We start from the raw sequence: 20031 nt of genomic DNA on the forward strand, positions 1-20031 counted from the left end.
CATGCCCTTAGCGCCCGACCTGCTCCATGCGCAAGCGGGCGTTGCCCTCCAGCGTGACGGTGCGCCCCTCCAGATCGGCCTTGAGATGATCGGCGCGGAACGTGCCGGTCGGCATCCGCCCCTCGACATCGCCCCGGCTGCGCAAGTCCCGCTCCTGCAGGCGAATGTCCACATCGCGCGTGGTCAGCCGATAGCCATTGGCGCTCTGGAACTGGATCGGCCCGTTGACCGCGACCGTCTCGTTCTCGATGTTGTAATTGCCTTGCCGCGCGGTGACGACGGCGCCGCCGCCTTCCATCTGCAGCCGCGCTTCCAGCTCGTTGAGCTGCACGATCGGATCGCGCGAGGTCTTTTGCAACGCAGAGCCGGCACGCAGCGAGAACGGCCGGCCTTCGCCGTCTTCGCCGCGATAGAGCGCCTCCGTCACCTTCAACCGCTCGCTCGCGACGTCCACCTTGTTCTTGTCGAGCACGAAGCTGACCTCGGTCTGGTGGGTGAATGGCGCCGCCAGCAGGAAGGCGCCCAGCACGCCGGCAGAGATTGGCAATACCCGCTTGAGCAGGGTCACCAGCCGGTCGTGGCTGCCGCCGGGCGCGGCCCAGCGCTGCAGCCGGCTGTGCTCGGCCCGTGCCAGCGCCGATGGCGCCAGCTCGTCCTCGGACCCGGACGTCCCGCGCAGGGCACGCCCTTTACGCATGGGCGAAAATATCTGTCTCCGGCCAGCCGGCGAGATCCAGCAGCGCCCGGTGTGGCAGGAAGTCGAAACAGGCCTGGGCGAGCGCCGTGCGCCCTTCCCGCTCCAGCCTTATATCCAGCTCCGCCTTCAACTGGTGGAGAAAACGCACGTCGGACGCGGCATAATCGCGCTGCGCCTCGCTCAGCACCGGGCCGCCCCAGTCGGAACTCTGCTGCTGCTTGCTGATGTCCATGCCCAGAAGCTCGCGGACCAGCTCCTTGAGGCCGTGGCGATCGGTATAGGTGCGCACCATGCGCGAGGCGATCTTGGTGCAGTAGACCGGCGCTGCCAGCACGCCCAGATAATGCTGAAGCGCCGCGATATCGAAGCGGCCGAAGTGGAAGAGTTTGAGTCGCGTGGGATCGGCGATCACCGCCCGCAGATTCGGCGCGGCATAGCTGCTCCCCGGCGAGAAGCGGACGAGATGCTCATCGCCCTGCCCATCGCTGATCTGCACGACGCACAGGCGGTCGCGCGGGGTGATCAGGCCCATCGTCTCGGTATCGATGGCAACGGCGCCCGGCGCGAGCACATCGGCAGGCAGGTCTTCTTCATGAAAATAAACGGTCATGCCGCTCCTCTTAGCTGCATGACCGGGCCAGGGAAACCTCCGAAAAAGGCAAGACGGCAGAGCGCCTCCCCAGCGCTGCGGATCGGGCCGATGTCGCCCGCGAGTGGGATCGACGTTCAGCGCGGCAATTGCGCCAAAATCATTCGCGCTTTGCGAAAAAGGCCGCTATAGCGATGCTTGGCCGAGTGTGGCCTTGGTCGAGTCCCTGTGCATGTCGTCCGGCATGGGTGCGGATCGAGAGTGGACGAGCGAAAGTGATTAACAGGGCATGAGTTTTGATAGAGGGCGCCGCGGTCGCGGCAGGGACAAGCGGGACAGCTTCGGAGAACCCCAGTTCGACGCCTTTCCGGAATATGGTGGCAGCAGTTACGGTGGACCTCGCGGCGGCGGTGATCGCGGCGGCTTCGGCGGCGGCGGCGGTTTTGGCGATCGCGGCGGCTTCGGCGGCGGCGGTGGCGGCGGCTTCGGTGACCGCGGCGGTGGCGGCGGCGGCGGGTTCCGCAGCGGCGGTGGCGGCGGCTTCCGTGGCGGCGGCGGCGGCGGTCGTGGCGGTATGCCCGCGCAGGTCGTTGGCGAAGGCTCCGGCACGGTCAAGTTCTTCAATGCCCAGAAGGGCTTCGGCTTCATCGTCCGTGACGATGGTGCTGAAGACGTGTTCGTGCACATCAGCGCTGTCGAGCAGGCTGGCCTGACCGGCCTCGCCGAAGGTCAGCAGCTCAAGTTCACGCTGGTGGACCGTGGCGGCAAGATTTCCGCAACCGATCTGGTGATCGACGGCGAGCCGCTTCCGGTTCCCGAGCGCGCTGCAGACCGCGCACCGGCCGAGCAGCGTGGCGGACCGTCGCGTCAGCTCACCGGTGAGCGGGCCAGCGGCACGGTGAAGTTCTTCAACGCCATGAAGGGCTTCGGTTTCATCCAGCGCGATGACGGCCAGCCCGATGCGTTCGTGCACATCAGTGCTGTCGAGCGTGCCGGCATGGTTTCGCTGCAGGAAGGCGACCGTCTGGACTTCGAACTGGAAGTCGACCGTCGTGGCAAATATGCCGCCGTGAATCTCGAGCCCAAGTCCGAGTAACAGGCGACTCATTTCGCAAGAAAAAGGGCCGGGATGAAAATCCCGGCCCTTTTTGTATTTCCATCGCCGCAACTGCAGCCCGGCGATGGCTCAGTCCAAATGGATCAGCCGTTGCGGCTCGTTTCGAACAGGAACCACGCCCGCTGCTCGGCCTGATCGGTCCAGTCGTCGATCAGCCCGTCGGTTGCATTGTCGCCGGCGGCCTCGGCCAGTTCCTTGGCGGCACGCAGCGATTCCACCAGCGCCATATTGTCGGCCCGCAGCTCCGCCAGCATGTCCGCAGCGGAGACGAAGTCGTCATTGTTATCCTGAATGCTCTGCTTGCGGGCGATGTCGCCAATGGAGCGCAGCGCAGTGTTGCCGGTCTTGCGAATCCGCTCGGCGATCAGATCCGTCGTCGCAAGAATCTCGGCCGCCTGTTCGTCGAACATCAGGTGATAATCGCGGAAATGCGGGCCGGAGACATGCCAGTGGAAATTCTTGGTCTTGAGGTAAAGCGCATAGCTATCCGCCAGCAGGCCGTTCAGCGCGTCGGCGACGGCCTTGATGGCATTTCCCTTCAGGTCCGTGGGCGTCTTGAGCGCTTTGTCTGTCATGAAAGGCCTCCAATGGTTGATGTGTCTGACGTAAATTTCGGAACGTCGAACGTTCCCCACGCCCCGCTTATGCCAGATGGAACTCGGAATGACGAACAGATAGGCCCGCACAGATTGATCGACGAAATCAATCAACACTTATGCGCCGGCGCAATGAAGCGATCAGCGACACCCCCGCAGGGCGGCCGCGGCAAGGTAGACGCGCGCAGTCTGGGGCGCAGCCGAATCACCCTGGGCAGCGTCCCGCATGAGCGTGAGATAGGTCTGCGCCACCTGGCGGTGACCGTTATAGGCCACCACCGACTCGAGGAGGCTGGCCAGCCCCTCCACCGCCGCAAAGTCATGCCGGCGCGCAAACAGCCGCAAATCTTCCAGCCGCTCGCACAGGGAGAAGAGGGACAGGCCCGTGCAAGCCCCCTCCAGCGCCTCGATGCGGCCAAGCATCTGATCGCGAACCAGACGGTCCGAGCCTTGATACATCCCGATTCTCCCATCTCGCCTTGTCCATCGCGAATCGGTCTTGCCAGCCTCGCGAGTCAGGCTTGTGACAACGGCACCATAAGCGCCCATCGTTAAGCTTCGGTTTTGCAGCGAAGAGCGGCGACTGCGGCGACTCCTTCCCTTGACAAGGGCCGGCTTTTCCCGCATTGGCCGCCGCCGAACGGGTCTCGCCAGAGGCGGAGCCCGTCTTTTGCATGTATGTCAGCGCACCGCACCTGCCCGCAGGGAGGTCGCTCAATTATTTGAGGAATTGGCCATGGCGAAGCCCGCCACAGTGAAGATCAAGCTGGTCAGCACCGCTGACACGGGCTTCTTCTACGTGACCAAGAAGAACCCCCGCACGCAGACCGAGAAGTTCACCTTCCGCAAATATGATCCCGTCGTGCGCAAGCACGTCGAGTTCAAGGAAGCCAAGATCAAGTAAGTGCCGCGGCGGGCCTGTTGGTCCGCTTGGTTGTGCCTTACGCTTCAGGCTCGGATCGCGCGATCCGGGCCTTTTTGCGTGCGGCAGCGTGACGATGAAGTGGGGCGATGGCGCGCCGGGTGGGCTCAGCTCGCCAGCGCAGTCGGCGCGATGAGTCCGTTGACGACATTCATGAACATGAGCACCGAGATCGGCTTGGAGACATAGGCATTCGCGCCTGCTTCCCGAATCCGTGCTTCATCGCCCGGCGCGGCATAGGCCGTCACGGCCATGATCGGCGTCTCTGCCAGAGCCGCGTCCGCGCGGAAGGAGGCAATGAGGTCCAGACCGTTCACATGCGGCAACTGGATATCCGTGATGATGAGATCGGGCTGAAAGGCGGATGCGCGGGCGAAGGCCTCCCGCCCGTCCCGCACCGGCTCAGTCTCATGGCCATGCGCGCGGAGCAGGTCGCAAAAGAGCTTCATGTTGAGCTCATTGTCCTCGACAACCAATATGCGTTTTGACACGAACAGTCCTTATGCCGATGGACGAAGCCATTTTTGCAGCCGCGCAGGGGAAAACCTCCCGCTGCCCGGCATACAGGTGAACAATGCGGACCTATCCGATCCCTCAAGATGATGAAACCATGGCGCTGCGCCTCGTGGGATGGATTGTGGCCGATTCGGTCCGTGCCGAACGGATGCTCAGTCTCACCGGGCTGCAGCCGGATGCGCTGCGGCAGGCCCTGACCGATCCCGCCACGCTGGGTGCGCTGATGGATTTCGTCATCAATCACGAGCCGGACCTGCTGGCCTGCGCGGAGGCGCTGGCGGTCGCACCGGCCGATCTCGTCGCCGCACGCGAGCGGCTCGGCCGATGAGCCGCCCGCTTATCATCAGCGATTGCGACGAAGTGCTGATGCACATGGTCGTCCCCTTCCGGTCCTGGCTGGAAGAGCAGCACGGCATCGACTTCAGCTTCTCCGGCGGCTTCGAGCGCGCGCTGCGCCACAAGACAAGCGGCGACCTGATCGAGCGCGAACTGGTCTGGACGTTGCTGGGCGCATTCTTCGAGACGGAGATGCATCGCCAGACGCCCATTCGCGGCGCGGTGGAGGCGATGGCCCGAATCGCACAGCGGGCGGACATCGTGATCGTCACCAACATCGGCGAGGAACGCGCGCAGGCCCGCGCCGACCAGATCCATGCGCACGGCCTCCCCTATCCGGTCATCGGCAATCGCGGCGGCAAGGGGCCGGCGGTGCGCAAGCTGCTGGACGAGCGCAAGCCGGGCCTGAGCATCTTCATCGACGATCTGGGTGCCAATCATGTTTCCGTGGCGCGGGACGTGCCGGAATGCTGGCGGCTGCACATGGTCGGCGAGCTCGAGTTCGCCCCCCATGTCGAACCGGTGCGCGAGGCGCATGAGCGGATCGACGACTGGGACCGTGCCGAGACATGGATCATGGCCCGCATCGACGAGTATGACGCGATTGCCACCGGGGCGTTGTCCTAGCCGGTCTTGACGCATCTGCGGCCTCATGCTCTGGCTCCGCCCATGAGCAAGATCGACCAACACCTCGCCGCGGAGAACATCTCCCTTCCGCAAGCCGCCGCTCCTGTCGCCGCTTATGTGGCCTCGGTTCAGACCGGCAACCTGCTGCACATCAGTGGCCAGCTGCCCTTCGCGGCCGATGGCGCCCTGATGAAAGGCAAGATCGGCGGCGAGCGTGATCTCGATTGGGGCGTCGCGGCTGCAGAACGCTGCGCGCTGATGCTGGTGGCGCAGATGAAAGCGGCGCTGGGGGGCGATCTCGACCGGGTCGAGCGCATCGTGAAGCTCGGCGCCTTTGTCGCAAGCACCGCTGAGTTCACCGATCAGCCCAAGGTCGCCAATGGTGCCTCGGAAATGATGGTCCGCATTTTCGGCGATGCCGGCCGCCACGCCCGCAGCGCCGTAAGCGTGCCGGTGCTGCCGCTGGATGCATCGGTGGAAATCGACGCCATCGTGCAGATTCGCGACTGAGCTACCGCGCCCGGCCGGCATGTTGGCGGCGTTGGGCGCGATGGACCTGCGGGCACTGGCAATTTCGCGCCAGACGCCCCATGTTCCGCACGTGCTGCACGACGTCGCTCCGTTTCGCTCTCCGCCCTCCTTGGCGCACCGAGAGGCGCCGTCCTCATGAGCGACGCGCTGACCGTCCACCTCACCCAATCCGTCGCGGCGCTGGACAAGGCGCAGTGGGACGCTTGCGCCGGCCCGGATAATCCCTTCGTCAGCCACGACTTCCTCTCCATCCTGGAAGAATCGGGCAGCGTCGGCCCCGGCACGGGCTGGTCGCCAGCGCCGATCACCATTCAGGACGGCAGCGGCACGCTGATTGCCGCAGCGCCGGCCTATCTCAAGGGCCATAGTCAGGGCGAATATGTGTTCGACCATGGCTGGGCGGACGCTTGGGAGCGTGCGGGCGGGCAATATTATCCCAAGCTGCAGATCGCCGCGCCCTTCTCCCCGGTGCCGGGCCCGCGCCTGCTGCTGCGCGACGCCGGTAAAGGCCCCTCGCTGATCGCAGGCATTGAGGCGGTGGTCGACCAGAATGAGCTGTCCTCCGCCCACGCGACCTTCATCACGCCGGAAGAATGCGCGCTGTACCGCGCGGCGGGATGGCTCATCCGCCAGGGCAGCCAGTTCCACTGGGCCAATGAAGGCTATGCCAGCTTCGATGATTTTCTCGCCCGTCTCTCCAGCCGCCACCGCAAGGATCTGCGCAAGGAGCGCGCCAAGGCGCAGGCCGGGCTGGACATCCGGCACCTGACCGGCGACGCCATCGAGGAACATCATTGGGATGCGTTCTGGGATTTCTACCAGGATACCGGCAGCCGCAAATGGGGCCGCCCCTATCTCACCCGCGCCTTCTTTTCCCTGCTCGGCGCCCGCATGGCAGACCGGGTCCTGCTGATTTTCGCCTATCGCAACGGACGGCCGATTGCCGGGGCGCTCAACCTCATCGGCGGCGATGCGCTGTACGGGCGTTACTGGGGTTGCAACGAGGAGGTGCCGTTCCTCCACTTCGAGCTGTGCTATTATCAGGCGATCGACGCCGCCATCGCGCGGAGCCTTGCCCGCGTCGAAGCCGGCGCACAGGGCGAGCACAAGCTCTCGCGCGGCTATCGGCCGGTGCCGACCTATTCAGCGCATTACATCCCGCATCCCGATTTCAGGCGCGCCGTGGCCGACTTCGTCGAGCGCGAGGCCGCCGCCGTCGCGGATGAACGCGAATGGCTGGATGAACGCGCGCCGTTCCGCAAGGGCGGAGACGCGGGCTAAAGCCGATCAGGCCGCGACACGCTGACTGGTCTCGATCGTCCAGGCGCGCGCGAGGCGCTGGGCCTCGGCGATTTCCCGCGCGGTCATTTCCTCGGCGATTTCAGCGCGGCAGGTCTGTGCCTCGCGGCTGCCTGCCTGTGCGGCCAAATTGAACCAGCGATGCGCTTCGACAAGATCGACGGACAGGCCGCCGGTGCCGCAACTATAGGCCACGCCAAGATCGAAACAGGCCTGCGCATTGCCGAGCGCGGCGCGCACGCGGCTTTCGATCAGGACCCTGGCATTGTTCATGCTTGTACCCACGAATTCCCCCCAAAAACAGGTTCGCGATACCGCAACCAAGCACGCCAGCTCTTGCGAAATGGTTAACGTAGCAGAAGGGATGTTTGCGCCCGGATTTGCTCGGGCATGTCTTCAGGGGTGGATGGGGATATTGTCGATCAGGCGCGTGCTGCCGATCCGCGCCGCCACCAGCAGGCGGGCGGGCCGATCCAGCCGGGTCATCGGCTCCAGCGTGTCGGCATCGCTGAGCAGGAAATAATCGACCGAATCGAAGCCCGAATCGAGCAGATAGCGGATCGCCCAGGCCTGCACGGCGGCAACATCCTCGCCGGCGCTGATGCCTTCCCCGGCCCCCACCAGCGTCTCCGGCAAGGCGGCCGCGCGTGCGCGCTGGTCGGCAGTGAGATAGGCGTTGCGGGACGAGAGGGCGAGGCCGTCATGGTCGCGCTGCGTCTCGACGCCGACGATCTCGACCCCCAAATCGAGGTCGCGCGTCATCCGCCGGATGATGGCCAGCTGCTGATAATCTTTCTCGCCAAAACAGGCGATGTCCGGCCGGACCTGATTGAAGAGCTTGGTGACGACCGTCGCCACGCCCTCGAAATGGCCGGGCCGCCATTCGCCATCCAGCCGGGCGGACAGGCCATCGACATTCACATGGCTGGTGAAGCCGGCGGGATACATGGTCGCGACATCCGGCAGCCACAGGGCGGCAACGCCCGCCTGCGCCAGCATCGCGGCATCGCTCTCTTCGCGGCGGGGATAGGCCGACAGATCTTCATTGGGGCCGAACTGGGTGGGATTGACGAAGATCGACGCGACGACATGGCTCGCCCGGCGCCGCGCTTCCGCGATCAGCGCCATGTGCCCGGCGTGCAGCGCGCCCATGGTGGGGACGAAGGCAATGCGGCCCGCATCCGCCCGCAGCGAGGCGAGACCGGTTCTGAGCGAGGGAAGGTCACGGAAGATTTGCACGCGGCACGAGGCTCCGATAAGGCCGGCGGAGAAGGTCGGGGCTGGCTTCGCTTGTCCTGACCGGACGGTCAAGAGGCCGTAACCACCCAGGAAGAGTTTCGACCCAGCCCATGTCCAGCGCCGCGCCGCATCTCATCGTCTTTGCCAATGAAAAGGGTGGCACAGGCAAGTCCACCACCTGCGTCCACACCGCCGTCGCGCTGGCTGCGCAAGATGTGTCCGTGGCCCTGATCGACCTCGATCACCGGCAGCGCACCTCTGCCCGCTATCTCGAGAATCGCGAGGCGACCGCGCGCCGCCGTGAGGTGGACCTGCCCTCCCCCAGCTACGCCGTTTATGATGGCGACAGCACTGCGGGCCTGAACGAGGCCATCGCCAAGGCCGCCAGCCAGGCGCAGGTCGTCATCATCGACACGCCCGGCCGCGATGATCCGATGGCGCGTTATGCCGCGGCGGCGGCGAACACGCTCGTTACGCCGATGAACGACAGCTTTGTCGATTTCGACCTCATCGGGCAGGTCGATCCGGAGAATTTCAAGGTCAAGCGGCTGAGCTTCTACTCGGAGCTGATGTGGGAAACTCGCAAGACCCGCGCGAAGGCCGACGGCGCCTCGATCGACTGGGTGGTGCTGCGTAACCGCCTGCATCACATGGAAGCCCGCAACCAGAAGCGCGTCGGCGATGCGCTCTCGGAACTCGCCCGCCGCGTGGGCTTCCGCGTCATTCCTGGCCTCTCCGAGCGCGTGATCTTCCGCGAACTCTTCCCCTCGGGCCTGACTTTGCTCGATCGCGGCCATCTCGGTGAGCTGGGCGTCAGCCATCTGGCGGCCCGGCAGGAACTGCGCGAGATGATCGCCGGCCTTGCGCTGCCGATGCTCGGCGGGGCTCCCCAGAAAAAGAGCGCCGCCTGAGGCATGCTGCTGCTCGCTGTCGCACTGGGCGGGCTGGGCTTCTGGTTCTGGTACCGCCTCCGCAAGAGCGGGCGCAAGGTGCCGGCGGCCTGGCTGGGCATCGCCGGCACGCTGATCGGCACGATCATGATGACCAAGGGCATGGCGGTGACAGGCGCGCTGGTTGCGACCGTCTCCGGCCTGTGGCTGCGCTTTGGGGACAGTCTGGCAGGCGGGCGCGCGCCCTCTCCCGCTCCGCTAAGCGCGCGCGATCTCAGCCGGGCGGAAGCGGCCGACCTGCTTGGCGTGTCGATCAATGCCAGCCGCGACGAGATCATCGCCGCGCATCGCAAGCTCATCGCCAGAAATCATCCGGACGCCGGCGGATCGCCCGGCCTCGCCGCGCGGATCAATGCTGCGCGTGATACGTTGCTAAAATCGCAAGAAACATAAGCTAGTCGGTTCGCTTTCCTTCGACCTTCTCCGGGACTTTCCATGACGCATCAATTCCATCCGACCACGCTGCGGGAATATGACATTCGCGGCATCATCGATGAAACGCTGGGCGAGGCGGATGCCTATGCCATCGGCCGGGGCTTCGGCACGCGTGTCGCGCGGCTGGGCGGACGGGCCGTCGCGGTCGGCTATGACGGGCGCCTCTCCTCGCCGATGCTGGAAGAAGCGCTGGTGCGCGGCCTCAATGACAGCGGCATTCACGCGGTCCGCATCGGTCTCGGCCCGACGCCGATGCTCTATTATGCCGAGGCCGTGCTGGATGTGGACGGTGGCATCCAGATCACCGGCAGCCACAACCCGGCCAATTACAATGGCTTCAAGATGGTGCTCCAGAAAGGCCCCTTCTTCGGCAAGGACATCCAGAGTCTGGGCACGATGGCAGCGGCCGGTGATTGGGTCGAGGGCAGCGCCGGCAGCGAGCAGGTCGACATTCTCGACCGCTATGTCGCCCGACTGATGGAAGGCTTTGACGGGCAGGCCTACAAGATCGGCTGGGATGCCGGCAACGGCGCCGCCGGCCCGGTGATCGACCGGCTGGTGAAGCTGCTGCCCGGCGAGCACCACACGCTGTTCACCGATGTCGACGGAAATTTCCCGAATCACCACCCCGACCCCACCGAGGAGAAGAACCTCGTCGACCTGCGCGCGCTGGTCGCGGAGAAGGGCCTCGATTTCGGCCTCGCCTTCGACGGCGACGGCGACCGGATCGGCGCCATCGATGGCGAAGGGCGCATCATCTGGGGCGACCAGCTTCTTGCCATTCTCGCCGAGCCGGTGCTCGCCGCTGAACCCGGCGCCACGATCATCGCCGATGTGAAGGCCAGCCAGGCGTTGTTCGACCGGGTGGCGGAACTGGGCGGCAAGCCGCTGATGTGGAAGACCGGCCACAGCCTCGTCAAATCCAAGATGAAGGAGACGGGCAGCCCGCTTGCCGGCGAGATGAGCGGGCACATCTTCTTCAAGCACGAATATTATGGCTTCGACGACGCCCTGTACGCGGCCGTCCGCCTGATTCGCGCTGCCAGCACGCTGGGGCGCAGTGTCACGCTGCTGCGCGGCGCCATGCCGGCCATGGTCAACACGCCGGAGCTGCGTTTTCAGGTCGATGAGAGCCGGAAGTTCGCCGTAATCGAGGAAGTGCTGCGCCGACTCGCCGAATCCGGTGCGACGATCGATTCCACGGATGGCGCGCGCGTCACCACGCCGGACGGCTGGTGGCTGCTGCGTGCGTCCAACACACAGGACGTTCTGGTCGCCCGCGCGGAGGCGCGCGACGCCGACGCGCTGGACCGCCTGCTGGCGCAAGTCGATGAACAGCTTGCACTTTCTGGTCTGGAGCGTGGTCCCGCCGCTGGGCATTAACGTCAACCAGATGCGTAGACTGAAGAGGTCGATTGCAAATTGTGCAATCAACACTCTTCATTTCGCAATTGCAGGAAATTCGTATGTAACGCATACAGTTCCTGCCTTTCAGGCATCCTCTCCTAAAACTTCCAGGCCGTCCTTCGGGGCGGCCTTTTTTTTGGCTTACCGCACCGCCATCCGTCACGTAGCGAGGTGCGCCGAACCCGCTGCGCGGCCAGCCGCGAAACTCAGGCGGCGCCCATGCGTTTAATGGGTTTGGAAAATAGGAGAGAAACATGGGCAGCCTCTGGAGCCTCATGACCGTTGTCGGGCCAGTCCTGTTCGCCGCGGTGCTGGTCTACGCAATCTGGCGCAACAAGCGCGACACCAAGCCGGGCGACGAAGCGCGGAGCGACCGCGCCGCGAAAGACCTGCGCGACAGTCTCGACCGCGAAGACAAGCGCCGGGATCGTAAGGAGCCCTATTCCACCCGGGCTTGAGTAAGCATGGCGGGGCATCCACATTGAAGGCATGGCCCCGCGCGCGCACATGACCCCATCCCTGCCGCCCCTCATCACCGGATGGTTCGACCGGCGGGGTTGGTCCGTCCGTCGCCATCAAGAGGCGATGCTGGAGGCAGCGCAGGCGGGGCGCCATGCCCTGCTCGTCGCGCCCACAGGAGCCGGCAAAACGCTCGCCGGCTTCCTGCCCACGCTGGCCGACCTCGCGGAGGCGCCGACAGAAGGCCTGCACAGCCTCTATATCTCCCCGCTCAAGGCGCTGGCCGTGGATGTGCAGCGTAATTTGCTCACCCCCGTCAGTGAGATGGGCCTGCCCATCCGCATCGAGACGCGCAGTGGCGATACGCCGTCCGATCGCAAGGCCCGGCAGCGGGCCAAGCCGCCCCACATCCTGCTCACGACGCCCGAATCGCTCTCCCTGCTGCTGACCTACCCCGATGCGGACCTGATCTTCGCGTCCCTTAAAACCGTCATCATCGATGAGATCCATGCCTTTGCGAGCGGCAAGCGCGGTGATCTGCTGGCCCTGTCCCTCGCTCGCCTGCAGAGCATCGCCCCCGGCCTTCGCCGCGTCGGCCTGTCAGCAACCGTAGGCGACCCCGATGCGTATCGACGGTGGCTGGCGCCCGCCGGCGCGCAGGCGGAAGTGGCGCTGGTCGAAGGCGAGCCGGGCGCCGCGCCGGACCTCACCATTTTGATGCCGCAGGACCGCGTGCCCTGGTCCGGCCACAGCGGCAAATATGCGGCGGGTCAGGTGATCGACATCATCCGCCAGCACCGCATGACGCTGGTGTTCTGCAACACGCGCGGCCTGGCCGAACTCATCTTTCAGGAATTGTGGGCGGAGAATGAGGATACGCTGCCCATCGGCATACACCATGGCAGCCTCTCCCGCGAGGCGCGCCGCAAGGTGGAGGCCGCGATGGCGGCCGGCAAGCTGCGCGGCCTTGTCGCCACCGCTAGCCTCGATCTGGGCATCGATTGGGGCGATATCGACTGCGTGATCCAGATGGGCGCGCCGAAGGGCAGCTCGCGCCTGCTCCAGCGCATCGGCCGCGCCAATCACCGGATGGATGAGCCGAGCAAGGCGATCGTCATCCCCGGCAACCGCTTCGAATATCTTGAAGCGCAGGCTGCCTGGGACGCCGTGATGAGCGGCGAGCGCGACGCCGACGATTTCCGCCCCGGCGCGCGCGATGTGCTGGCCCAGCACATCATGGGGCTCGCCTGCGCCGGCCCGCTCGATCCTGCGGCGTTACTTGCCGAAATCCGCACCGCCACGCCTTATGCTTGGCTGGACGCGGCCCAACTTGAGGACATTCTCCAGTTCGTCTCCACCGGTGGCTACGCGCTGCGCGCTTATGACCGGTTCCAGCGCCTTGTCCGCACGCCCGAAGGCCTCTGGCGCATTGCCCATCCTCGCCTTGCCCAGCAGCATCGGCTCAACGCCGGCATCATCGTCGACCAGCCGGCGCTCGACGTGCGCTTCAGCAACGGCCGCAAGCTCGGCACGGTGGAGGAGAGCTTTGCCGCGACGCTCAGCCCGGGCGATCGCTTCTTCTTCTCCGGCCTCTCGCTGGAGCTGGTCCGCCAGACCGAGGCCGAGTTGTTCGTCAAGGCGACATCGCAGCAGGCCCGCATTCCCAGCTGGGGCGGCACGCGCATGGCGATGTCGACGCATCTGGCCGGCCGCGTGCGCGCTTTCCTGGCCGATCCGACGCAATGGAACCGCTTCCCGCCCGACGTTCATGAATGGCTGGCGATGCAGGCGGTCCGCTCCGTGCTGCCGCAGCCCGAGCAGTTGCTGGTCGAAACCTTCCCGCATGAGGGGCTGCACCATATAGTGGTCTACAGCTTCGAGGGGTGGAACGCGCATCAGTCGCTCGGCATGCTGCTCACCCGCCGCATGGAAGAGCGCGGCCTCAAGCCCGTCGGCTTCGTGTCCAACGATTATGCGCTGGCCGTCTACGGCCTGGAGCCCGTTACCGACCCCCGCCCGCTCTTTTCCGCCGACATTCTGGACCGTGAGTTCATCGCCTGGGTCGAGGAAAGCAGCCTGCTCAAGCGGGCCTTTCGCGACGTGGCGGTGATCTCCGGCCTCATCGAACGCCAGCAGCCTGGCGCGCGCAAGACCGGGCGGCAGGTCAGCTTCTCGACCGACCTCATCTATGACGTGCTGCGCCGCTATGAGCCGGAGCATCTGCTGCTCAAGGCCGCCTGGGCCGATGCCCGCGCGCGCATGACCGATGTCGGAAGGCTCGGCGAGCTGATCGACCGGGCCAGCGCCACCATGCTGCACAAGCCGCTCGACCGGGTGAGCCCGCTGGCCGTGCCGGTGCTAATCATGATCGGGCGCGAGCATGTGGCCGGCCCGCAGACCGACGACAGCCTGCTCGCGGAGGCCGAATCGCTCGCCCGCATTGCCATGACGCCCGACGCGCCGCCCGGTTAGCATCGCCCGCCCCGCCTCGATCCTTTTGGCGGGACCGCAAAACCGTGATAAGCTGCGCGTCTTGGGAGACCTTGGGGATGGTTTTCGGCTCGACGCTTCGGCTGACCCTGGCAAAGGCTGTGATCACGGCCGCTGCGGCTTTGACCGGGCCGTTCGGCATCGCCAGCCAGATCCCGAGCGCAAACGAGCATTTCGTCATCGCGCCGCGTGGTCCTGAGATACCGGTCGACCCCAGCACCTTCGACCTCAACGAGCCGGTCATGCCCATCGGCGGCGATCCGGGGATGCGGATGACCATGCCGGTGCGGATCGGCGAGCGCGGCCCTTATCCGTTCATGATCGACACCGGCTCCCAGCGCACCATCGTCGCCACGGAGTTGGCCACGCGACTGATGCTGCCGCCGCTCCAGCCGGTCGAGATCATCAGCATGGCCGGGCGCGTCACGGTCTCATCCGTTCAATTGAGCGATCTGCGCTTTGGCGACCATGCGGTCAGTTCGCTTGCCGCGCTCACCATCGCTCGCGCGGACATGGGCAGCCTGGGGATCATCGGGCTGGACAGCCTCGCGGACAAGCGCCTCATCCTCGACTTCAACCAGCGCCGCATGGAAGTCAGCCGCAGCCGCCGCTCATCCGCCGTGCGTGACGAGAAGGACGCCATCGTGGTGCGCGCGCGCAGCCGCTATGGCCAACTGATCCTCATGAACTCGCGGGTGGACGGGCGTAAGGTAGACGTGATCCTCGACACCGGCGCCGAGCAGAGCGTGGGCAATATGGCGCTGTTCCGCAGCCTCAAGGCCAAGCGGCTGGTGGTGCCGCCAACGCCCACTGTGCTGACCAGCGTCACCGGCGTCGACGTGCCGGCCCAGTTCGCCGTCGTCCGCCAACTCACTATCGGCGACGCAACGCTCGACAATGTGCCGATGCTGTTCCTGGATGCCGCGCCCTTTACCGAGCTTGGTCTGGGCGAGCGGCCCGCCATGCTGCTCGGCATGGGAATGCTGCGCCTGTTCGACCGGATCGCGATCGATTTCGGCCAGCGGCATGTCGATTTCCACCTCGCCGGCGGCGATGCCCGGCAACGGGGCAGGCTAGACTTCGCCGATACCGGCGCAGCGGACGCAAGCGGGCGCTGAGCCTCCCTCATCGGCGCCTCCGGCAAGCGGTTGCCCGCAGGCCGGGCACAGCGCGGCCGGGACCACCTGCTCGCCATGGGTGATCCCGACGCGCTCATCGAACAGGAAGCAGGCGCCGTCCCACAGGCTGGCGGCCTCCTCGACTTCCGCGAGATAGGCGAGGATGCCGCCCTTGAGGTGATAGACCTCCTCAAAGCCCTGCGCGCGGGCATAAGCCGTCGACTTCTCGCAGCGTATGCCGCCGGTGCAATACATGGCGATCCGGGGCTGGCGGCCTTCCGCGCGCCACTGCGCCGCCTGCGCATCGAACCAGTCCGGGAAGTCGCCGAAGCTCGCCGTCATGGGATCGACGGCGCCGGCGAACCGCCCCAGCGCCACCTCATAATCATTACGGGTATCGATCAGGATCGTGTCCGGATCGCTGATCAGCGCGTTCCACTGCGCCGGCGGCACATGCGTGCCCGCGCCCTGCGCCGCATCGACACCGGGCCGGCCCATGGTCACGATCTCGGGCTTCACCTTCACTTTCCAGCGCGCGAACGGATGCCGCTCCGTGCTGTGCAGGCGCGGCGCCAGGGGCGCGAAGCCCGGCTCGGCGCGCAGGCGCTCGAACAGGCGCTCCACCGCATCGGCCGACCCCGCGATAGTGCCGTTCATGCCCTCCTGCGCGAGGATGATGGAGCCGGAGAGACTCAGCGTCGCGCCCAGTGCGCGCAGGTCGGTCGCCAGCGCCTCCGGGTGGGGCAAGGGCGCGAAGCGGTAGAAGGCGGCGACGGTCAGCAGGGATGCGGGTTCGTGCGACATGGGCGCGCGCCTACACCAGCCGAGCGGGGAGAGCCAGAGCATGCGGGCCATCGCAAAAGTTCCACTTTTGTTCAACTGCCCGATTGCGCCATGCCCGCTGCGACGGCATAGCAGGGCCATGAGGTCGTCCCCACTCATCGATCATCCCATGCCGCGCGCGGCAGGCTGTGGCCCGTCCTTCAGCTTTGCCGGCCAAAGCTGGCAGGCTTTGCCGCAGGGCGCCCTGTTCTGGCAGGAGCGGGCCGCGCTGATCGTTGCCGATCTTCATTTCGAGAAGGCCAGTGCCTTCGCCCGGCGCGGCCAGATGCTGCCGCCTTATGACAGCCGCGCCACGCTGGATGCGCTGACGGCGGTGATCGCCCTCACCCAGCCGCAGGAGATCTGGTGCCTGGGGGACAGCTTCCAAGATGGCGGCGCACACGAGCGGATGAGCGGCGAGACGCGCGCGCGGATCGCGCAGCTGACGGCCACCTATCGCTGGACCTGGATCACCGGCAATCACGATCCCCTCGGCGCCTCGGGCGTTGATTCGCCGCTGGGGGGTGAAAATCGGGCAGAAGCGCTCGTCGATGGCGTCATCTTGCGCCACGAAGCCATGCCGGGAGAGGTGCGACCGGAAATTTCCGGACATTTTCATCCCAAGTTGCGGATGAGCCTGCGCGGGCGGCATATCTCGCGGCGCTGCTTCGTGAAGGGCGGCAGCAAGATCATCGTGCCCGCCTTCGGAGCGTTCACCGGTGGCCTTGACGCAGCGTCACCGGCAATCGCCTCTCTTGTCGGCCGGAACAGCGAAGCGCTTATCGCGTTGGAGGATCGGCTGTTGCGTTTCGCTCTTTGGCGATAAGCGGCCTCCGCCGACTGTAACCCTTATGCAACAAACCGTTGAATCCCGGAAATGAGGGAGTTGCGCCCCATGGCTATTGGCATATGCTCTCGAATAACCGGCACAAATGCCGGACCGGACAAACGTGCAGGAGAGCGAATGATGCCCAAGCCATCCCTCATTGCGTCTGCCAGTGTTGCCGCACTGCTATGCGCCCTTGCGACCCCCGCCTTTGCTCAGGACGCCAGCGATGCGACCGCGCAGAGCGGCGACGAGAGCAATATGGGCGAAATCATCGTCACCGCTACGCGGCGCGCCAGCCCGCTCTCGGATGTGCCGATCGCCGTCTCAGCCGTGACCGCCCAATCGCTGCAGAACAGCGGCGCGAACGACATTCGCCAGCTCAACCAGCTTGCGCCCTCGCTGCTCGTCTCCTCCACCGGATCGGAAGCCAATGGCGCCGCGCGCATCCGTGGTGTCGGCACGGTGGGCGACAATCCGGGTCTGGAAAGCTCCGTCGCGGTGTTCATCGACGGCGTGTATCGCTCCCGCACAGGCGCGGGCTTGACCGATCTCGGCGAGATCGAGCGCGTCGAAGTGCTGCGCGGCCCGCAAGGCACGCTGTTCGGGCGCAATGCCTCGGCCGGCCTGCTCAATATCGTCAGCAAGGCGCCGGAATTCCAATGGGGCGGCAGCGCGGAAGCCAGCTTCGGCAATTATGAAGCGTGGCGGCTCGCCGGGCGGATCACCGGCCCGCTCAGTGAGACCATCGCCGCCAGCATCGACGGCGTCTATTCGCGGCGCGACGGGTTCCTGAACATCGTGGATGCCTCGGGCGCCAAGATCGGCGACACCAATGACCGCAACCGCTATTTCCTGCGCGGGCAATTGCTCTTCGAGCCCTCGGATGCGCTCTCCGTCCGGCTGATCGGCGACTACACCAACCGCGACGAAAGCTGCTGCGGCGCCGTCTATATCGACACCGGCGAGGAGGTGGGCAGCTCGCCCACCAATTATACGCAGAACGCCACCAACCGCATCGTCACGATCCTGAGCGCGCTCGGCACGCGCTTCCCCAATGGCCCCACGCCCTATGCCCAGAATCCCTATCAGCGGAACATCAGCATCACGCCGGGCCGGGACTATGTGAGCAAGCTGGAGGATTGGGGTCTCTCGGGCGAGATCAATTATGATTTCGGCAATGCCAAGCTGACCAGCATCACTGCTTATCGCGACTACAAGTCGTCGGATTACGGCGATTATGACTATTCGACCGCCGACCTGCTCTATCGCGACCCGGGCACCTTCCGGCAGTTCCGCACCTTCACACAGGAACTGCGCCTGCAGGGTTCGGCGCTGGGCGGCATGCTCGACTGGCTGGTGGGCGGCTATTACGCCAATGAAAAGCTGACGCTGCGCGACAATATCCGCTTCGGCGCTGATTATGGCCGCTTCGCTGCCTGCCGCCTGATGGCCGGCACCGGCGCCGCCAGCAACCTCTCACCCGCCCAGCTGAGCCTGTGCGCCGCGCCGATCGACGGCAACGCGCTCACGCCGGACGTCGGCAACCTGATCAGCGCGACGCAAGCCAGTCTGAATGCTGGCCTCTATGCCTCCATCTACGCCCGGGCGATCGGCCAGGGTGCCTCGCCGACGGTGGCCAATGCGACGGCAACAGCGCAGGCGGGCGCGATCTCGGGCGGCCTCGGCACCGGCCTCACCGCGCTGGCGACCATCCCCAACGGCGCTGGCGATACCGACAGCCGCTATTATCAGCGCAGCGAGAACTGGGCGCTGTTCACCCACAACATCATCCACCTCACCGATGCGCTCGATCTGACCCTGGGCGTGCGCTACACGCGCGAGACCAAGCGCTTCTCGGGCGATCTCAACAATAACAATGCGACCTGCGCCGCCTTGCAGGCCTCCGCCCTGCCGGGCATCGCGACCAATCCGGCGCTCGGCTCGGCCGCGCAACTTGCGGGCGGCATTCTCACACTCGGCTGCCTGGGCAATGCCAGCACCGGCCTCAACGCGCTCGACCTGCAGGACCGGCAGACCGAGGGTAAATTCTCCGGAACTGCCGTTCTCTCTTACAAGGTCGGCGGCGGCCTGATGGTCTATGGCGGCTATTCGCGCGGCTATAAGGCTGGCGGTTACAATCTGGACCGGTTCGAGCTGGGCAATACGGGCGTGGGCACCGGCATCGCGCCGATCACCTACTTCTCGCCGCGCAGCAATGCCGATGCGGCGAGCCTCGCCTTCGGCGCGGAGACGGTGGACGCTTACGAGATCGGCCTCAAATATGCGCGCCGCGAATGGGGCTTCAACCTCGCCGCCTTCCGGCAAGAGTTCAGCAACTTCCAGCTCAACACGTTCAACGGCACCAGCTTCGTCGTCCAGAATATCAATGGCTGCGATGGCGCCAAGGCCGCGAACGGCACCTGTGCCGAGACCAAGCCCGGCCTCATCAGCCAGGGCGTCGAGATCGAGGCCTATGTCCAGCCGGTTCGCTCGCTGCGGGCCACGGCGGGCGTGACCTATACTCGCGCCAAGTTCGCCGACCAACTCGTCGGCAATGCGGATGGCTCGGTGCCGCTCGATCCCGCATTGTTCCTGCTCGAAGGGCAGGATAACAGCAACGCGCCGCGCTGGGTGGCGACGAGCAGCATTGCCTGGACACCGGAGCTGGGCGGTGGCTTCAGCGGCCTCGTCTATGTCGATAACCGGATCACCGGCGACTATAACACCGGCTCGGACCTCTATCCCGAGAAGGCGCAGGACGGCTACATCGTCACCAATGCCCGCATCGGCCTGCGCGGTCCGGGGCAGGCCTGGGCCATCGAGCTGTGGGCGCAGAACCTGTTCGACAGCGATTACAGCCAGGTCGCCTTCAACAGCCCGCTGCAAAGCTCCAGCCCCAATCACCAGTCCCGCGCGCAGCTGGGTCGGTTCGGCGCCATGTCTAACCAGCTCTTCTCGGCCTATCTCGCCGAGCCGCGCACTTATGGCATCACGGTGCGCAGCCGCTTCTGAGCGGGCATAGCCAGGACGACGGAAGGGCGCGGTGCGAGCC

22 protein-coding genes are annotated in these 20031 nt (G+C 65.6%); 14 read left to right on the plus strand and 8 right to left on the minus strand.

Annotated features, from left to right (window positions below; all coding sequences use genetic code 11):
• Nucleotides 1-7 precede the first annotated feature (7 nt).
• Both lptC and M2341_RS15095 read right to left on the minus strand, forming a co-directional pair.
• Nucleotides 8-697 carry an LPS export ABC transporter periplasmic protein LptC gene (gene lptC, locus M2341_RS15090; RefSeq protein ID WP_181558578.1) on the minus strand — a complete coding sequence of 230 codons (690 nt, stop codon included), beginning with the start codon at nt 695-697 and terminating at the stop codon, nt 8-10.
• Nucleotides 690-1307 carry a ribonuclease D gene (locus tag M2341_RS15095; RefSeq protein WP_181558577.1) on the minus strand — a complete coding sequence of 206 codons (618 nt, stop codon included), beginning with the start codon at nt 1305-1307 and terminating at the stop codon, nt 690-692. Before M2341_RS15095 ends, lptC begins: the two co-directional genes overlap by 8 nt.
• A gap of 268 nt (nt 1308-1575) precedes the next feature.
• Here M2341_RS15095 and M2341_RS16450 point away from each other — a divergent pair, with 268 nt between their 5' ends.
• Complete coding sequence (locus tag M2341_RS16450; RefSeq protein WP_319801060.1) at nt 1576-2382, plus strand: cold-shock protein; 807 nt, start codon at nt 1576-1578, stop codon at nt 2380-2382.
• 104 nt (nt 2383-2486) lie between these two features.
• On the opposite strand, the gene M2341_RS15110 is transcribed toward M2341_RS16450, so the two are convergent.
• Together M2341_RS15110 and M2341_RS15115 are read right to left on the minus strand one after the other, a co-directional pair.
• Entirely contained in the window at nt 2487-2978 is a 492-nt protein-coding gene (locus tag M2341_RS15110; protein WP_181558575.1) for a Dps family protein, read from the minus strand.
• Between the two features lie 162 nt (nt 2979-3140).
• Complete coding sequence (locus M2341_RS15115; protein WP_181558574.1) at nt 3141-3458, minus strand: hypothetical protein; 318 nt, start codon at nt 3456-3458, stop codon at nt 3141-3143.
• A gap of 277 nt (nt 3459-3735) precedes the next feature.
• Between M2341_RS15115 and rpmG the strand changes: the two genes are divergently transcribed.
• Nucleotides 3736-3903, plus strand: a complete 168-nt coding sequence (rpmG, locus tag M2341_RS15120; protein WP_181558573.1) for a 50S ribosomal protein L33 — start codon at nt 3736-3738, stop codon at nt 3901-3903.
• Nucleotides 3904-4028: 125 nt separating this feature from the next.
• Here the strand turns inward: rpmG and M2341_RS15125 are convergent, their stop codons facing one another.
• On the minus strand, nt 4029-4412 hold the full coding sequence (locus M2341_RS15125; protein ID WP_181558572.1) for a response regulator: 384 nt from the start codon (nt 4410-4412) through the stop codon (nt 4029-4031).
• Nucleotides 4413-4495: 83 nt separating this feature from the next.
• Between M2341_RS15125 and M2341_RS15130 the strand changes: the two genes are divergently transcribed.
• From M2341_RS15130 to M2341_RS15145, 4 genes are all read left to right on the plus strand, one after another.
• Nucleotides 4496-4765 carry a DUF3572 domain-containing protein gene (locus M2341_RS15130; RefSeq protein ID WP_264585796.1) on the plus strand — a complete coding sequence of 90 codons (270 nt, stop codon included), beginning with the start codon at nt 4496-4498 and terminating at the stop codon, nt 4763-4765.
• Nucleotides 4762-5400 (plus strand): HAD family hydrolase, encoded by a 639-nt coding sequence (locus tag M2341_RS15135; RefSeq protein WP_264585797.1) that lies wholly within the window; start codon nt 4762-4764, stop codon nt 5398-5400. The genes M2341_RS15130 and M2341_RS15135 overlap by 4 nt, the downstream gene beginning before the upstream one ends.
• Nucleotides 5401-5442: 42 nt before the next feature.
• A complete protein-coding gene (locus M2341_RS15140; RefSeq protein WP_264585798.1) occupies nt 5443-5910 on the plus strand; it encodes a RidA family protein in 468 nt (155 codons plus the stop codon).
• A gap of 156 nt (nt 5911-6066) precedes the next feature.
• Nucleotides 6067-7212: a GNAT family N-acetyltransferase gene (locus M2341_RS15145; RefSeq protein WP_264585799.1), complete on the plus strand. Its 1146-nt coding sequence runs from the start codon at nt 6067-6069 to the stop codon at nt 7210-7212.
• A gap of 6 nt (nt 7213-7218) precedes the next feature.
• Here the strand turns inward: M2341_RS15145 and M2341_RS15150 are convergent, their stop codons facing one another.
• Both M2341_RS15150 and panC read right to left on the minus strand, forming a co-directional pair.
• A complete protein-coding gene (locus M2341_RS15150; protein ID WP_264585800.1) occupies nt 7219-7515 on the minus strand; it encodes a hypothetical protein in 297 nt (98 codons plus the stop codon).
• A 111-nt stretch (nt 7516-7626) separates the two neighbouring features.
• Entirely contained in the window at nt 7627-8469 is an 843-nt protein-coding gene (gene panC, locus M2341_RS15155; protein ID WP_264585801.1) for a pantoate--beta-alanine ligase, read from the minus strand.
• A gap of 110 nt (nt 8470-8579) precedes the next feature.
• Here panC and M2341_RS15160 point away from each other — a divergent pair, with 110 nt between their 5' ends.
• The 6 genes from M2341_RS15160 to M2341_RS15185 all read left to right on the plus strand — a co-directional run bounded on the left by M2341_RS15160 (nt 8580) and on the right by M2341_RS15185 (nt 15328).
• A complete protein-coding gene (locus tag M2341_RS15160) occupies nt 8580-9380 on the plus strand; it encodes a division plane positioning ATPase MipZ (protein WP_181558565.1) in 801 nt (266 codons plus the stop codon).
• A 3-nt stretch (nt 9381-9383) separates the two neighbouring features.
• A complete protein-coding gene (locus tag M2341_RS15165; protein ID WP_181558564.1) occupies nt 9384-9812 on the plus strand; it encodes a molecular chaperone DnaJ in 429 nt (142 codons plus the stop codon).
• 42 nt (nt 9813-9854) lie between these two features.
• Nucleotides 9855-11237 carry a phosphoglucomutase/phosphomannomutase PgmG gene (gene pgmG / locus M2341_RS15170; protein ID WP_264585802.1) on the plus strand — a complete coding sequence of 461 codons (1383 nt, stop codon included), beginning with the start codon at nt 9855-9857 and terminating at the stop codon, nt 11235-11237.
• 278 nt (nt 11238-11515) lie between these two features.
• The gene (locus M2341_RS15175) at nt 11516-11719 is read left to right on the plus strand and encodes a hypothetical protein (RefSeq protein WP_264585803.1); all 204 of its coding nucleotides are present in this window, start codon (nt 11516-11518) and stop codon (nt 11717-11719) included.
• 49 nt (nt 11720-11768) lie between these two features.
• Nucleotides 11769-14192 (plus strand): ligase-associated DNA damage response DEXH box helicase, encoded by a 2424-nt coding sequence (locus M2341_RS15180; RefSeq protein ID WP_264585804.1) that lies wholly within the window; start codon nt 11769-11771, stop codon nt 14190-14192.
• Between the two features lie 77 nt (nt 14193-14269).
• Nucleotides 14270-15328 (plus strand): retroviral-like aspartic protease family protein, encoded by a 1059-nt coding sequence (locus M2341_RS15185; protein ID WP_264585805.1) that lies wholly within the window; start codon nt 14270-14272, stop codon nt 15326-15328.
• Here the strand turns inward: M2341_RS15185 and M2341_RS15190 are convergent.
• Nucleotides 15284-16132 carry a rhodanese-related sulfurtransferase gene (locus M2341_RS15190; RefSeq protein WP_264585806.1) on the minus strand — a complete coding sequence of 283 codons (849 nt, stop codon included), beginning with the start codon at nt 16130-16132 and terminating at the stop codon, nt 15284-15286. The genes M2341_RS15185 and M2341_RS15190 overlap by 45 nt on opposite strands.
• A gap of 118 nt (nt 16133-16250) precedes the next feature.
• Here M2341_RS15190 and pdeM point away from each other — a divergent pair, with 118 nt between their 5' ends.
• Together pdeM and M2341_RS15200 are read left to right on the plus strand one after the other, a co-directional pair.
• Nucleotides 16251-16976 (plus strand): ligase-associated DNA damage response endonuclease PdeM, encoded by a 726-nt coding sequence (pdeM, locus tag M2341_RS15195; protein WP_413715612.1) that lies wholly within the window; start codon nt 16251-16253, stop codon nt 16974-16976.
• A 138-nt stretch (nt 16977-17114) separates the two neighbouring features.
• On the plus strand, nt 17115-19991 hold the full coding sequence (locus tag M2341_RS15200; protein WP_264585807.1) for a TonB-dependent receptor: 2877 nt from the start codon (nt 17115-17117) through the stop codon (nt 19989-19991).
• Nucleotides 19992-20031: the final 40 nt, after the last annotated feature.

The organism is Sphingobium sp. B7D2B (assembly GCF_025961895.1).
GTDB lineage: Bacteria > Pseudomonadota > Alphaproteobacteria > Sphingomonadales > Sphingomonadaceae > Sphingobium.